A 13083-nucleotide genomic window follows, 5' to 3' on the forward strand; every position below is an offset into this window, starting at 1 on the left:
CTATTAGATTAAGGGAAGCCCCATGAGCACGCAGTCTCTCTACAAAGTTTCAAGCGAAATCGCTGAAAACGCACATATCAATGAAGAAAAATACAAAAAGATGTACCAAGAGTCGATTGTTAATCCTGAAGGTTTCTGGAGAGAGCACGGTCAACGTATCGATTGGATTAAGCCTTTCACTAAGGTAAAAAAGACCTCTTTTGACGATCATAACCTCTCTATTAACTGGTTTTATGACGGCACACTGAATGCTTCAGCAAACTGTTTAGACCGACACCTTGAAAAAGATGCGGACAAAGTTGCCATCATCTGGGAAGGTGATGATGCAAAAGATCAACGAAAGATTACTTATGGTGAGCTTCACAGAGATGTCTGTAAGTTTGCCAATGCACTACGTAGCCAAGGCGTAAGACGTGGTGATGTTGTCACTGTTTATATGCCTATGGTACCAGAAGCTGCAGTTGTCATGCTTGCTTGTGCCCGTATAGGTGCCATCCATTCTGTCGTATTTGGTGGTTTCTCACCTGACTCGATTGCATCACGTGTTATTGATGGTAAATCTAAAGTCATTGTCACCGCTGATGAAGGTGTCCGTGCAGGACGCATTATCCCGCTAAAAGCCAATATCGATGAAGCACTTTCACATCCAGATGTAGATTGTGTTGAGCGCGTCATTGTCCTTGAACGCACAGGTAATGAAGTCAACTGGGAAGAGGGACGCGACATCAAGTGGGACTCTGTCATGGAGACTGCATCGGAGCATTGCGTTGCTGAAGAGATGGGCGCAGAAGACCCACTATTCCTACTTTATACTTCAGGCTCAACAGGTAACCCTAAAGGTGTGCTTCATACTACTGGTGGTTACATGGTTTACGCTGCCATGACCCATGAATATGTCTTCGATTATAAAGATGGCGAGGTTTACTGGTGTACTGCTGATGTTGGTTGGATCACCGGTCACTCATATATGGTCTATGGCCCGCTAGCTAATGGCGCAACGGTACTTATCCATGAAGGGGTACCTAACTACCCGACTCCGTCACGTTTAGGTGAAATTATAGACCGTCATAATGTTAATATTCTTTATACCGCCCCGACCTTAATCCGTGCACTTATGGCTGAAGGAAAAGAGCAGTTTACTGATTTTGATGGTAGTTCACTGCGTATTATGGGATCTGTTGGTGAGCCAATTAACCCTGAAGCATGGCGCTGGTATAACGAAGTCATTGGTCACGAGCAGTGCCCTATTGTTGATACATGGTGGCAAACAGAAACTGGCGGAATTTTAATTAGCCCACTTCCTGGCGCGACAGATACAAAACCGGGCTCGGCTACTCGCCCATTCTTCGGTGTACAACCAGCGTTAGTAGATAATATGGGTAACATCATAGAAGGTGCTGCTGAAGGTAACTTGGTTATGCTTGATTCATGGCCTGGACAGATGCGAACAGTATTTGGCGACCATGAGCGCTTTGCTTTGACTTACTTTAAGACATTCCGCGGTATGTACTTTACCGGCGATGGTGCTAAACGTGATGAAGATGGTTACTACTGGATCACTGGTCGCGTTGATGATGTTATCAATGTCTCAGGCCATAGACTTGGTACAGCTGAAGTCGAAAGTGCACTGGTATCTCATGAGCTTGTCGCTGAAGCCGCTGTTGTTGGTTACCCTCATGACATTAAGGGCCAAGGTATCTACGCTTACGTGACACTAACTAAGGGCACAGTTGAAACCGAAGAGCTTCGACAAGACCTAAGAAAGTGGGTACGTAAAGAGATTGGCGCCTTGGCGACACCCGATCTTATTCAATGGGCTGGCGGCTTACCTAAGACTCGCTCAGGCAAGATTATGCGCCGCTTCTTAAGAAAGATTGCCGCGAATGAAGTCACAAACTTGGGCGACTCTTCAACATTGGCAGATCCTGCAGTGATTGATACGCTTATTGAATCACGCCTTAACCGCAGTGAGTAACCCCCAAACTCACAAACGTTAACGTAAGTTATTCTATCAAGCCCCTCTCATGAGGGGCTTATACCAATCAGCATAAAGATGTGATCGCTCAGCGAGATATTAGCGCTTCAGAGGCAAGACAACGAGTGAAGCGCATAGTTATTCTACGTGCTAGCTCGTTAACACAGCATATGAAGCGCTAAAACTCGCCTTTCAGGAGTGTTTTTGGCTGCCTACTTCCTCGTTGAATAGCTCCACAAGGGAATAACCATTCCATCAGCTATTCGCCTTGAATTAGTTGCCAAAAAATACTCTGAGTAGATCACTTTCTTATGCTGGTTGGTATTATATTTAAACTCTTAGCATGTCTTGCTATGCTTGTGCGCTAACATGATTAACAACTGAATTTTGTGCAACTACGCGATTACCAACAACAAGCTGTCGACTCTGCAGTAAAACATTTTAAAAAAAGCCATGATTCAGCTGTACTCGTCCTCCCCACGGGGGCAGGGAAAAGTATTGTCATCGCTGAGCTTGCCAGAATCGCTAATGGTCGTGTTTTAGTATTGACTCATGTAAAAGAGCTTGTCGCACAAAATGCTGAAAAAGTCGGCTTATTGACAACCGCTGCAGGTATTTACTCTGCAGGCCTCAAACAGAAATCAACGACACACAAAACAGTCGTCGCCAGCATTCAATCAGCAGTTCGAGCCCCTAAGCAATTTAGCGAGCCTTTCTCCTTAGTTATCATTGATGAGTGTCATAGGGTCAGCAAAGATGAAGATAGCCAGTATCACCAGCTATTGAAGCACCTTATGACCGTCAACCCTAAGATAAGATTACTGGGCTTAACAGCCACGCCCTATCGCTTAGACTTGGGCTGGATCTATCGGTACCACTACCATGGAAAAATAGGTAACCCAGAAAAAGCCGTATTTGAGCAGTGCATTTTTGAATTGCCGATGCGCCCCCTTATTAAACAAGGCTTTTTAAGTACACCAAAAGTATTCGACGGCCTTTCGGCTCAATATGACTTTAGCGCACTGTCAGCCTCTAAAGCAGGTCAATACCAAGAAAGTGAAGTCAATGACCTCCTAAGCCATAGCGGCAGAGCGACCACAGCCATTGTGAACCAATTGATTGAAATTGGTCGTAGCCGCCAAGGCGTGATCATTTTTGCTGCCACTGTTCGCCACGCTAAAGAGATAAAAAAACTATTAGCCGCACAAGAAGCCGCATTAATAACAGGTGATACCAGCTCTGATGAGAGAGATGGCATCATCAATAGCTTTAAAGCCAAAGAAATTAAGTTTCTTATTAATGTTGCCGTGCTGACAACGGGTTTCGATGCCCCGCATGTTGACCTTATTGCCATATTGCGGCCAACGGCTTCAGTAAGCTTGTTTCAGCAGATGGTTGGACGAGGTTTAAGAATTTGTGAAGGTAAAACAGAGTGCTTAGTCATCGACTATGCAGCTAATGGCTACGACCTTTTCTTTCCCGAAGTCGGTCAAAATAAAGCAAATAGTAAGAGTGTTCCGGTTCAGGTGCACTGCCCAGTCTGCAACTTTGCTAACATCTTTTGGGGACTTGTCGACGATGATGGCGATATCATCGAACACTTTGGCCGTCGATGTCAGGCGCTTGTTGATAACAATGAGCAAAAGCAGCAATGCGATTTTAGGTTTAGATCTAAAGCCTGCCCCAATTGCGGTGAAGAAAACGATATCGCGGCTAGGATCTGCCACAGTTGCGACAGTGTGCTCATCGACCCAGATAAACGCCTTAAAGAGGTCCTACAACAACGTCACCATCACCTATTTAAATGTGACGCTATGCTATTTGAAGAGGACCAGAAAAGGTTAAAAGTGAGGTATATAGACATAGATGGCAATGACTTTTGTCGCTATTTCAAGTTTGATACTAAGCCACAAATCCGCGCTTTTTACGCTATTTTTATACTGAGCCATACCCGCACACCCGGAATAAAACATCCTCATTACACCAGTATCAAACAGGTTATCGCCGATAGAGACAAGTTTAAAATGCCGGACTTATTACTCCTCAAAAAACAGAAAAAAGGCTGGGAGCTAGTCGATAGTTTCTTTGATTATGTTGGCCGCTATCAGACCCAAAATAACTTTATCAATTGATACCTACCTAGGTTTTTAGCATTCGTTTTATTAAAGACACAGCAATAACGAAACGCTTCCATCGTAAGGGTTGGTCGTTTTTTCTACAGTTAGTGTTAGGCACTTTATACCTTTTTATGGTATAAAAGCCTCGATTAAATTTTCAGGAGTTAATATGTTTGTTGTAATTTTTGGCCGTCCAGGCTGCCCATACTGCGTTAGAGCCGTCCAACTTTCTGAGCAACTTGTTGAGTCTCGTGAAGACTTTAAGTTTAAATATGTTGATATTCATGCAGAAGGGATCAGTAAAGCAGATCTTGAAAAAACAGTCGGAAAACCTGTTGAAACAGTGCCACAGATATTCGTAGACAAAGAGCACGTTGGCGGTTGTACTGAGTTTGAACAGTATGTAAGAGACAATCAGCTTTTAGCTGCATCAGTCTAATACAGCACCTGTTTAACGAACATAAAAAAAGGAGGCTAAAGCCTCCTTTTTTTGATCTAAGCAATCTTGCTTTCTACAGTAATGAATACCAATCAGTACAGATAGCAGTTGCTGATAATCTACGAGTTAAAGCACATACTTCACAGAGAAGATGACTCGGTTTAGCTCACCATTATCACCATTTTGCTTAGTGTTTTCTGCGTACATATACTCAACGCCCACAGTTAAAGGCTTAACAGGTGAGTAGAGCAAGTTTACATACCCTGAGTAAGACTCTTTGTTGACAGAGCCCCCTGTTAACGTTTCATTATTATCAGCTTTAAACCCTGAAAGGGTAAAACTTGAACGCCACTTATCATTCCACCAGTGACGGTAGGATGCAAAACCGCCATAGGAGCTTATAGTCTCTATATCACCATTTTCATCAATTACCCCAGCATTAGCATAGTTAAGCGCCATATAACGCCCTAAGCCATCTCCTGCAGTCGCTGATAGCTTAATATCATCATTTCCTACAGGAATAACACCAGTAAAGCTGACACCGTAACCCATCTCTTGAGTATCAAGCTCATCTTTCTCTATATTTAACTGTCTCGCTAAACCTGCAACGGTAAATTTAGCACCACCTTCAGTTTTAAAGTTATAACGAGCAACAAAGTCTGGCACCATGCCGCTACCACTGGTAACTCTCGCACCACCACCGTGAGGAGTAACGGTCGTTTCTGGGTTCTCCACAGCAAACTGGAAGCCACCATTGGTATAACGAACCATAGTTTGTCTGACAAAAGGTGTACCTTCAGCAGCACCAACAAAGTCAAGGTTCTCAGGCAGTGCGCCAGGGTTTTGGAAGGTGGTCCAAGTTTGACCCACAGTCCAATTATCAAAACTCACAAAGGCATGCCTGATACGTGGAGAGTAGCTATTAGACACACGCTCGTTACCATCAGTATGTGTCATAAAGTCTAATTCAATAAAGCCACTGAGTTTGTGGCCGTCGAGATCTGTACTTGTTTTGAAATTAAAACGTGACTCTCGTGCCTGGAAGTCAACGACTTGATTGCCGTTACTTGAGTCACCATAAATCGTACCTGGTACATAGAACTGCCTAGAAAGATTGCCTGAATCTGGAGCTCCATTGCTGTAATCACTGAACATAACATCTGTTTTTACATAGCCGCCAAACTTAAATTCTGTATCGCCTGCTTGTGCACCAGAGCTGACTGCTAGCATAGTCGCCATTGCAACAAGGCTTATTTTTGCTTGTCTCATTATCTCTCTCCCATATCATTTCATTATTTTTTATCAAAAAGAATATGACGGAGTTAACAATCGAACAACATTAGCAATACGTCTATGAGACAAAAGTATAACAGCGGATTCTAAAACAATAAGCTACGTCAATAACTTAGCTCATGAGCCAAATATAAACTGGACGTTTAAAAATCAATATATATGCTAATAAACAGTAGGTTAGCAATTAACCTACTGACTATGCACAAGTATTACAAACACTCCCTAAGAGGAAAACTATAGGAATAATCACTAATAAAAACTCGTTTAGGCGTTCATTTATAACGATTAAACTGCTCAAAACAGCATAATTTCTGACAAGTAAGCACAATCAAACAAGCTATTGATACAACTCGCCTTGCGTTAAATAGCGAAAAATAGTCACTAAGAAAGACGAAAGTTCAATGGAACAGGGATAAGCGCAGTAACAAGCTCTGGAGAGATGAGATATTGAGAAAGCGACGCCTCTAAACTATGTCTCTTAACTATATATCTTAAGACCCACAGATGGTTCAAGTCACGGAAAGATCTGAGTCTCTAACTGATCTGACTACTTACAAGCAAAGGTGAGCAAAACCAATTGCCGGTTTAACGATAAAAAAATCAAGGGAGTTAATGACCTGCTTTAGAGAATAGTATTATAGAAAGATTGACTAATTAGGGAAAAACTAGAGGAAGTGGTGTCTGTTATAAGGAACGGAAGGATTCGAAACTTAGACTATTTGGCTACTTTATTATATGAAACAGATGATCGAGCTAAATGCCTAATCATTTATAAAGAATCAACTGAGCTATCGACCTGTTTTAGGACATAGGATAATAGAAAGATTGACTAATTAGGGAAAAATCGAAGATAAGTGGTGGGTCGTGAAGGATTCGAACCTTCGACCAATTGGTTAAAAGCCAACTGCTCTACCAACTGAGCTAACGACCCGTCTGGTAAGACTTTTCTAATTCTTTAGCCACTTTTAGAAAAGTGGTGGGTCGTGAAGGATTCGAACCTTCGACCAATTGGTTAAAAGCCAACTGCTCTACCAACTGAGCTAACGACCCGTCTGGTAAGACTGTTTCTAATTCTTTAGCCACTTTTAGAGAAAGTGGTGGGTCGTGAAGGATTCGAACCTTCGACCAATTGGTTAAAAGCCAACTGCTCTACCAACTGAGCTAACGACCCGTCTGGTAAGACTGTTTCTAATTCTTTAGCCACTKTTAGAAAAGTGGTGGGTCGTGAAGGATTCGAACCTTCGACCAATTGGTTAAAAGCCAACTGCTCTACCAACTGAGCTAACGACCCATCTCGGTAATGCTTTCTAAATTTGCTTACTCATCAAATAAGTAAGTCCACTTTCAGAAGAGTGGTTTTGAATTTAGCGACTAATACTCAATGTATTTCGCACACTTTCAAAAAAAGTGAATAAAGCCAACTGTGCTTATTTAAAGCATCAACTGAACTAGCCTTTCATCTCCAATTTTACCACTAGGAGAAGTGGTGGGTCGTGAAGGATTCGAACCTTCGACCAATTGGTTAAAAGCCAACTGCTCTACCAACTGAGCTAACGACCCGTCTGGTAAGACTGTTTCTAATTCTTTAGCCACTTTTAGAAAAGTGGTGGGTCGTGAAGGATTCGAACCTTCGACCAATTGGTTAAAAGCCAACTGCTCTACCAACTGAGCTAACGACCCATCTCGGTATTGCTATCTGAATTTGCTTGCCTATCTCAATAAGCGAGTCCACTTTCAGTTGAGTGGTTTTGAGTTTAGCGACTGATACTTAACGTATTTCGCACACTTTCAAAAAAGTGGTGGGTCGTGAAGGATTCGAACCTTCGACCAATTGGTTAAAAGCCAACTGCTCTACCAACTGAGCTAACGACCCATTTTAGTAGCAAAATCTGTTGTTAAACAATTTGAAAACTGATTAACTCTAGACCCTCAAGCGACTCTGCCGCTCTGAGGGCGCCTATAATACCTTTTTCATCTTCGCATGCAAGTGCAAATTTTGCATTTTTTGCTGTTTGCATGAAAAACAGACTAAGAGTATGTTTTTTGGATAAATAAGGATTAAAGAGCAGACAACTGCTGTTGCGCTAGGCGCGCTGCAGCGCTATTAGCATACTCTTTGATGACTTGCTGGTAGTAAACTTTAGCAGAGGATACCTGACCTGTCTTTTCAGCAATCATGCCAAGTTTAACTAAACTGTCGCCACGCTTGTTTGAATCTTTAAAACTATGAACAACTGTATCGAAGGCTTGCTTTGCTGGCTCAAAGTCGCTGTTGTTATATAACAGTTGACCTAACCAGTAATTCGCATTCGCAGCATAAGTCGAATCGGGGTATTGCTGTATGAATGATTTAAAGGCAGGGATCGCCTCATCGTACTTTCTCTGCTTCAATACCAAATTAACAGCTTGCTCATAACTTGCAGTTTCACCTAAAGTCGAAACTGGAGAAGCTGTACCACTTTGAGGAGTTGTTACTACAGGTAATTGCGCAGGCTTTGCTGACAGATTAGCTATCTCTTCATACAACTGACGTTGACGTTGTAGCATCTGATCGATTTGATAACCTTGCTGCTCATTAAGGCCGCGTAGATCGAGTACTTCCTGCTGTAATGTATCCAAGCGCTGTTGAGTCTGAAATTCTGACTGCTGCTTTGCTTGAAGGATCCTTTCTAAACGTGCAACTCTATCTTCAGTAGAATTACCTGTTGCATCAGCAACAGGTGCTGGTGCAGCATTCGCCGCACCTATACTGAGAAGAATCGCCGCTGTTAATACGGCTCTTTTCATGGATAAACCTACCAAACGATTAGTAAACTAAAACAGCTCGACGGTTGATAGCAAAGCCATCATCTGTACGAGACATATCTAATGGCTTCTCTTCGCCATAGCTAACGATGCTCATTTGGCTAGGAAGAACGCCCATGCCTTGAAGGTATTTAGCAACGGCCTTAGCACGTCTCTCACCCAGTGCGATGTTGTACTCAGGAGTACCACGCTCATCAGCGTGTCCTTCGATCATCAAACGCACATTTGGATGTTCTACTAGGTAGTTACCGTGAGCCTGAAGGACTTCTGCAAATTGAGCTGACACAGCGCTGCGGTCAAAATCAAAGTAGATGATGTGTTCTTTACGCAGTTCTTGATACTTTAAGCGCTGCTGCTCTTCCGGAGTCAAAATTGGAGCTACACCACCTGTTTCAACACCGCCAGTAGCCAACTCACTTCCTGAACCTGAAGTTGAGCTTGAGCTGCTTGAATCAGTTTCTGATTCAGAAGTTGAACTACAAGCACTCAGCGCCATAATTGGAAGCGCAACCAACATAGCCTTAAACAGCTTATTGAGATCCATTTTAAAATCCTTAATTTATTTTAGTTAAAATTGTTTATAGAAAAGGTGACCATGAAGGAGATTTAACTTCCCCCTGCCCCGCAGGTAATCTCGCTTTAAATCGTCCATCCGTAGAAACGGCCCCTAATACCTGCTTACCTTGATGTGTTGTTCCATAGATCACCATAGTACCATTTGGTGCGACACTCGGTGATTCATCGAGACGCGTTGTGGTTAACACTTGCATAAAGCGCGTTTCGAGATCCATTCTTGCAATATTAAATTTGCCATTGGTACGATTTACAAAAACCATACTACGACCATCAGGCGAAATAGAACCACCTAAGTTCCACTCACCTTCAAACGTTAATCTTTGTATTTTACCCGACGCCAGTGTCACCTTATAAATTTGCGGACGACCGCCACGCTCAGAGGTAAAAATTAATGACTTACCATCTGGGAACCAAGATGCTTCAGTATCAATTGCATAATGGTTAGTCACTCGTTTTAACGCTTTAGTATTGATGTCGACAACATAAATCTCAGGCTGACCATCTTTTGACAGCGTCAGAGCCAGCTTTTTACCATCTGGAGAAAAGACTGGCGCACCGTTGATACCGTCAAAGCTCGTGATCTTACTACGAGATTGGGTATAGATATCTTGTACGAATACTTCAGCTTTTCTATTTTCAAAGCTGACATAAGCTAACTTACGTCCGTCTGGAGACCATGAAGGTGACATCAATGGCTCTGGTGAGCGTAACAGCATCTGCTCATTATGACCGTCGTAATCTGAAATCATCAACTGATAGGGAGATTTTTCACCATGCTTAACCACGACATAAGCTATACGTGTTAAAAAGGCACCACGGATCCCAGTCAACTGCTCATAAACAAGATCGCTGATCCTGTGGCCATACTGCCTAAACTGAGCGGCTGAGATGACAGTCTCTCTACTATCGATTAAATATTCACTGCTAGACTGTGGCCCATTACCTTGTTGCATCTGTGCTTTTACAAGGTCAATTAAGTCGAAAGTCACTAAGTATTGATCATTCCCATATGGCTTAACAGCGCCCATAACGACCGCTTCAGCCCCAATGTTAGACCAGTCCTTTGCCACAAACTGCGACACACTACTGATATTTCTTTGAGGCAAGCTCAGTTCATCGAGCGGATTAAACGTCCCGCTACGGGTCAAATCAGACATAACTACATCTGAGATCTGCTCAGGCGCGACTCCTGTACCTTGCCACACAAATGGCACCACAGCGATAGGCCTTGCCGCATCAACACCCTCGGTGATCACTATGTCTAACGCGGCCTTTACTGGTGAGCTTAAAATTATCAGGCCTAAAAAGAGCCATTTCCCAAAAATCTTCATAGGACCTCTATTAATTGAATTCCGGTTGAACTGTTAAATTAATTTCTTTGAGTCTGTTATATACATCAGGCTCGGCAGATACAGGAAGGCGTCCGGCCTTGTTGATCGCAGCCTTAGCAGCACGACACACTACCGCATCGCCAGATAAGGTTTTAGTCGCAGTCACAAACCCATCACTGGCTAATCGAATGAAGACTCGACAGCTTTTACCTCGCATAGATTCATCAACAACCAAATTACGCTGAATCGTTGCTCTTATCATGCTGGTATAACGCTGAACTTCACTCATTACCTGTTTATTGCGAGTCTGAGACAGCGCCGCTTGTTCTGCTGCAAGTGCATCTTGCATCATCTGCTCTTGCTGTTGCCTAGCTTTCTCTTCGGCCAATCGCTTTCGTTCAGCCTCCGCTTTACGTTTACGCTCAGCTTCCTCTTTGCGTTTACGTTCATCGGCAGCCTTTTTAGCAGCAGCCTCTTCTTGCTTACGCTTCTCAGCCGCTTTTCTAGCCGCTTCTTCCGATGCTTTACGCTCTTTCTCTTTTTGCTTTCTGTCAGCCTCAGCCTTTTGGGCTTTCTCTTTCTCTTGCTTCTCTTTTAACTGAGCAGCTTTGGCTGCAGCAGCTGCATTTTTAGTCTCAATCTCTTTTTGCTTACGCTCTTTTTCAAGCTTCTTAATTTGCGCTTGCTCGCGCTCTCTTTGCTGCCGAGCTTGCTGCGCTTTTCTCTCGAGCTCATCTTGACGTGCTTTTTCTTTACGCTCGCTCTCTCGCTTATCCGCTTTCAGCTTTTCAACGTGCTGCGCAATCATCTTCTGATCGACAACAACAGCTTGAACTGCAGGCGCACTCGCTTGAGGCTGCGGTTTAGGCTTTTCAGAAAAATCTACCCCGACGATAAGCACAATTAGCACGCCAATATGAATACCAGCTGAAATCACTAAAGGTAACGTAAAATCCGATTTATCAGCCACCGACTACTCCTCTGGTGTATCTGTCATCAAACCAACCGATGGAACGCCTGCTCCTTGAAGTGTCACCATAAGCTGAATCACTCTTTCATAGGCAATAGCCCGGTCAGCTTTAACCACAACGGGGCGCTCAGGTTCAAGTTGGATAATCGCCCCCACTCGAATCGCTATCTCTTCAAGATCTAACGTCTCTTTTGAACTCGAACTGCCAACATCTAAGAAGTAATCTCCATCAGCATCGATAGAGGCAACGACAGGCGGTTTACTGTCAGCAGGAAGAGATTCAGAGGTTGCTTGTGGTAAGTCAACTTTAACCCCTTGGGTAACAATCGGTGCAGTCACCATAAAGATAATCAATAGCACCAACATCACATCGATATAAGGTACAACATTGATCTCAGCAACTGGACGTCTACGCTTTCGCTGGTAGCCCTGTTGCATTAGCCTTCTTCCCTATCTGTATACGCTTGGCGGTGTAAAATACTTGAGAACTCCTCCATGAAGTTCGCATAAGACATTTCGACACTATCAACCTGGGTAGTAAAACGGTTATAGGCTATAACTGCAGGAATCGCAGCAAAGAGACCCATAGCGGTTGCAATCAAAGCTTCGGCAATGCCTGGAGCGACCATAGCAAGGGTGGCATTTTCAACGGCGCCGAGTGCAATAAAGGAGTTCATGATCCCCCATACGGTACCAAATAAGCCGATGTATGGGCTGGTTGATCCGATAGTGGCTAATAGAGGGAGGTTTTTTTCTAACTTTTCCATTTCTCGAGAAAGAGAAACCCGCATAGCACGGTATGTACCGTCCATGACAGCACCTGGTACTTTGTCATTAAGCTTACTTAATCTTGCATACTCTTTAAAGCCAGTATGAAACAGGACTTCAAGGCCTGCATTGTTATCCTGTCTCGCGGAAATCTCTTTATAAAGTTTATTCAGGTCTACACCTGACCAGAACTTATCCTCAAACTTCATTGAGTCTTGCTTCGCAGCGTTAAGTAGTCGACGACGTTGAATAATAACCGCCCAAGAGATCACTGACAGGCCCAGCAAGGTGAGCATAACAAACTTAACTAATAAGCTGGCTTGTAAAAATAGCCCTATAAATGAAATATCAGCTTCCACGATTAAACTCCTGAACTATATTTTGTGGGATGGCACGGGGCCTCATACGAGATAAAGAGATACAAGCAACCAAGATCTTACCCTCGCAATACACAACATCTTGCTCATCAACTAAACGTTGCTGAAAGGTCAAAGATGCTTTCTTGGTTTCTATGACAACAGTTTCGACGGTAAGGTTCTGCTCAAACCTGGCTGCACGGCAAAAATCTAATTCAGCCTTCTTAACAACAAAGGCGATATCCTCGGCCAACAAAGCAGTTTGTTTCACACCAATGGCCTTTAACCACTCGGTGCGCGCACGCTCAAAAAAATTAAGATAATTTGAATGATATACAACGCCACCGGCGTCAGTATCTTCGTAATAGACTGAAATGGGCCAACGAAACATGAATTTAAGATGCCATTCATTGAGATAAAATAGAGGCCTACTATACCTAGACCAAAACCAAT

11 protein-coding genes and 7 tRNA genes are annotated in these 13083 nt (G+C 43.3%); 3 read left to right on the top strand and 15 right to left on the bottom strand.

Going from position 1 to position 13083, the window contains the following annotated elements:
• The first annotated feature begins 22 nt into the window (after positions 1-22).
• The 3 genes from acs to BM736_RS19675 all read left to right on the top strand — a co-directional run bounded on the left by acs (position 23) and on the right by BM736_RS19675 (position 4531).
• Positions 23-1975 (top strand): acetate--CoA ligase, encoded by a 1953-nt coding sequence (gene acs / locus BM736_RS19665; RefSeq protein ID WP_076415309.1) that lies wholly within the window; start codon positions 23-25, stop codon positions 1973-1975.
• A gap of 389 nt (positions 1976-2364) precedes the next feature.
• Complete coding sequence (locus BM736_RS19670) at positions 2365-4107, top strand: DEAD/DEAH box helicase (protein WP_076415310.1); 1743 nt, start codon at positions 2365-2367, stop codon at positions 4105-4107.
• 154 nt (positions 4108-4261) lie between these two features.
• A complete protein-coding gene (locus BM736_RS19675) occupies positions 4262-4531 on the top strand; it encodes a GrxA family glutaredoxin (RefSeq protein WP_076415312.1) in 270 nt (89 codons plus the stop codon).
• A 126-nt stretch (positions 4532-4657) separates the two neighbouring features.
• Here the strand turns inward: BM736_RS19675 and BM736_RS19680 are convergent, their stop codons facing one another.
• The 15 genes from BM736_RS19680 to ybgC all read right to left on the bottom strand — a co-directional run bounded on the left by BM736_RS19680 (position 4658) and on the right by ybgC (position 13021).
• Positions 4658-5800 carry a DcaP family trimeric outer membrane transporter gene (locus BM736_RS19680; RefSeq protein WP_076415314.1) on the bottom strand — a complete coding sequence of 381 codons (1143 nt, stop codon included), beginning with the start codon at positions 5798-5800 and terminating at the stop codon, positions 4658-4660.
• Positions 5801-6679: 879 nt separating this feature from the next.
• Positions 6680-6755, bottom strand: a tRNA-Lys gene (locus BM736_RS19685).
• A 43-nt stretch (positions 6756-6798) separates the two neighbouring features.
• Positions 6799-6874, bottom strand: a tRNA-Lys gene (locus BM736_RS19690).
• Positions 6875-6919: 45 nt separating this feature from the next.
• Positions 6920-6995, bottom strand: a tRNA-Lys gene (locus BM736_RS19695).
• Between the two features lie 44 nt (positions 6996-7039).
• Positions 7040-7115, bottom strand: a tRNA-Lys gene (locus tag BM736_RS19700).
• 193 nt (positions 7116-7308) lie between these two features.
• Positions 7309-7384 (bottom strand) — tRNA-Lys (locus BM736_RS19705).
• Positions 7385-7428: 44 nt separating this feature from the next.
• Positions 7429-7504, bottom strand: a tRNA-Lys gene (locus BM736_RS19710).
• Positions 7505-7621: 117 nt separating this feature from the next.
• Positions 7622-7697: transfer RNA gene (locus BM736_RS19715), tRNA-Lys, on the bottom strand.
• A 185-nt stretch (positions 7698-7882) separates the two neighbouring features.
• Positions 7883-8611: a tol-pal system protein YbgF gene (gene ybgF, locus BM736_RS19720; protein ID WP_076415316.1), complete on the bottom strand. Its 729-nt coding sequence runs from the start codon at positions 8609-8611 to the stop codon at positions 7883-7885.
• A 19-nt stretch (positions 8612-8630) separates the two neighbouring features.
• Positions 8631-9173 (bottom strand): peptidoglycan-associated lipoprotein Pal, encoded by a 543-nt coding sequence (gene pal / locus BM736_RS19725; protein ID WP_076415318.1) that lies wholly within the window; start codon positions 9171-9173, stop codon positions 8631-8633.
• A 34-nt stretch (positions 9174-9207) separates the two neighbouring features.
• A complete protein-coding gene (gene tolB / locus BM736_RS19730) occupies positions 9208-10536 on the bottom strand; it encodes a Tol-Pal system beta propeller repeat protein TolB (RefSeq protein WP_076415320.1) in 1329 nt (442 codons plus the stop codon).
• Between the two features lie 10 nt (positions 10537-10546).
• Complete coding sequence (gene tolA / locus BM736_RS19735; protein WP_076415322.1) at positions 10547-11506, bottom strand: cell envelope integrity protein TolA; 960 nt, start codon at positions 11504-11506, stop codon at positions 10547-10549.
• A gap of 3 nt (positions 11507-11509) precedes the next feature.
• The gene (tolR, locus tag BM736_RS19740) at positions 11510-11944 is read right to left on the bottom strand and encodes a protein TolR (protein ID WP_076415324.1); all 435 of its coding nucleotides are present in this window, start codon (positions 11942-11944) and stop codon (positions 11510-11512) included.
• Complete coding sequence (tolQ, locus tag BM736_RS19745) at positions 11944-12633, bottom strand: protein TolQ (protein WP_076415327.1); 690 nt, start codon at positions 12631-12633, stop codon at positions 11944-11946. The genes tolR and tolQ overlap by 1 nt, the downstream gene beginning before the upstream one ends.
• Positions 12623-13021 carry a tol-pal system-associated acyl-CoA thioesterase gene (gene ybgC / locus BM736_RS19750; protein WP_076415329.1) on the bottom strand — a complete coding sequence of 133 codons (399 nt, stop codon included), beginning with the start codon at positions 13019-13021 and terminating at the stop codon, positions 12623-12625. Before ybgC ends, tolQ begins: the two co-directional genes overlap by 11 nt.
• Between the last annotated feature and the right edge of the window lie 62 nt (positions 13022-13083).

The organism is Shewanella sp. UCD-KL12, from assembly GCF_001957125.1.
Classification (GTDB): domain Bacteria; phylum Pseudomonadota; class Gammaproteobacteria; order Enterobacterales; family Shewanellaceae; genus Shewanella.

What these genes read in the sequence shown, in the direction of transcription:
- acs (WP_076415309.1), top strand. Translation starts at nt 23, where the DNA reads ATGAGCACGCAGTCTCTCTACAAAGTTTCAAGCGAAATCGCTGAAAAC.
- pal (WP_076415318.1), bottom strand. Translation starts at nt 9,173, where the DNA reads ATGGATCTCAATAAGCTGTTTAAGGCTATGTTGGTTGCGCTTCCAATT.
- ybgF (WP_076415316.1), bottom strand. Translation starts at nt 8,611, where the DNA reads ATGAAAAGAGCCGTATTAACAGCGGCGATTCTTCTCAGTATAGGTGCG.
- tolR (WP_076415324.1), bottom strand. Translation starts at nt 11,944, where the DNA reads ATGCAACAGGGCTACCAGCGAAAGCGTAGACGTCCAGTTGCTGAGATC.
- BM736_RS19675 (WP_076415312.1), top strand. Translation starts at nt 4,262, where the DNA reads ATGTTTGTTGTAATTTTTGGCCGTCCAGGCTGCCCATACTGCGTTAGA.
- BM736_RS19680 (WP_076415314.1), bottom strand. Translation starts at nt 5,800, where the DNA reads ATGAGACAAGCAAAAATAAGCCTTGTTGCAATGGCGACTATGCTAGCA.
- tolB (WP_076415320.1), bottom strand. Translation starts at nt 10,536, where the DNA reads ATGAAGATTTTTGGGAAATGGCTCTTTTTAGGCCTGATAATTTTAAGC.
- ybgC (WP_076415329.1), bottom strand. Translation starts at nt 13,021, where the DNA reads ATGTTTCGTTGGCCCATTTCAGTCTATTACGAAGATACTGACGCCGGT.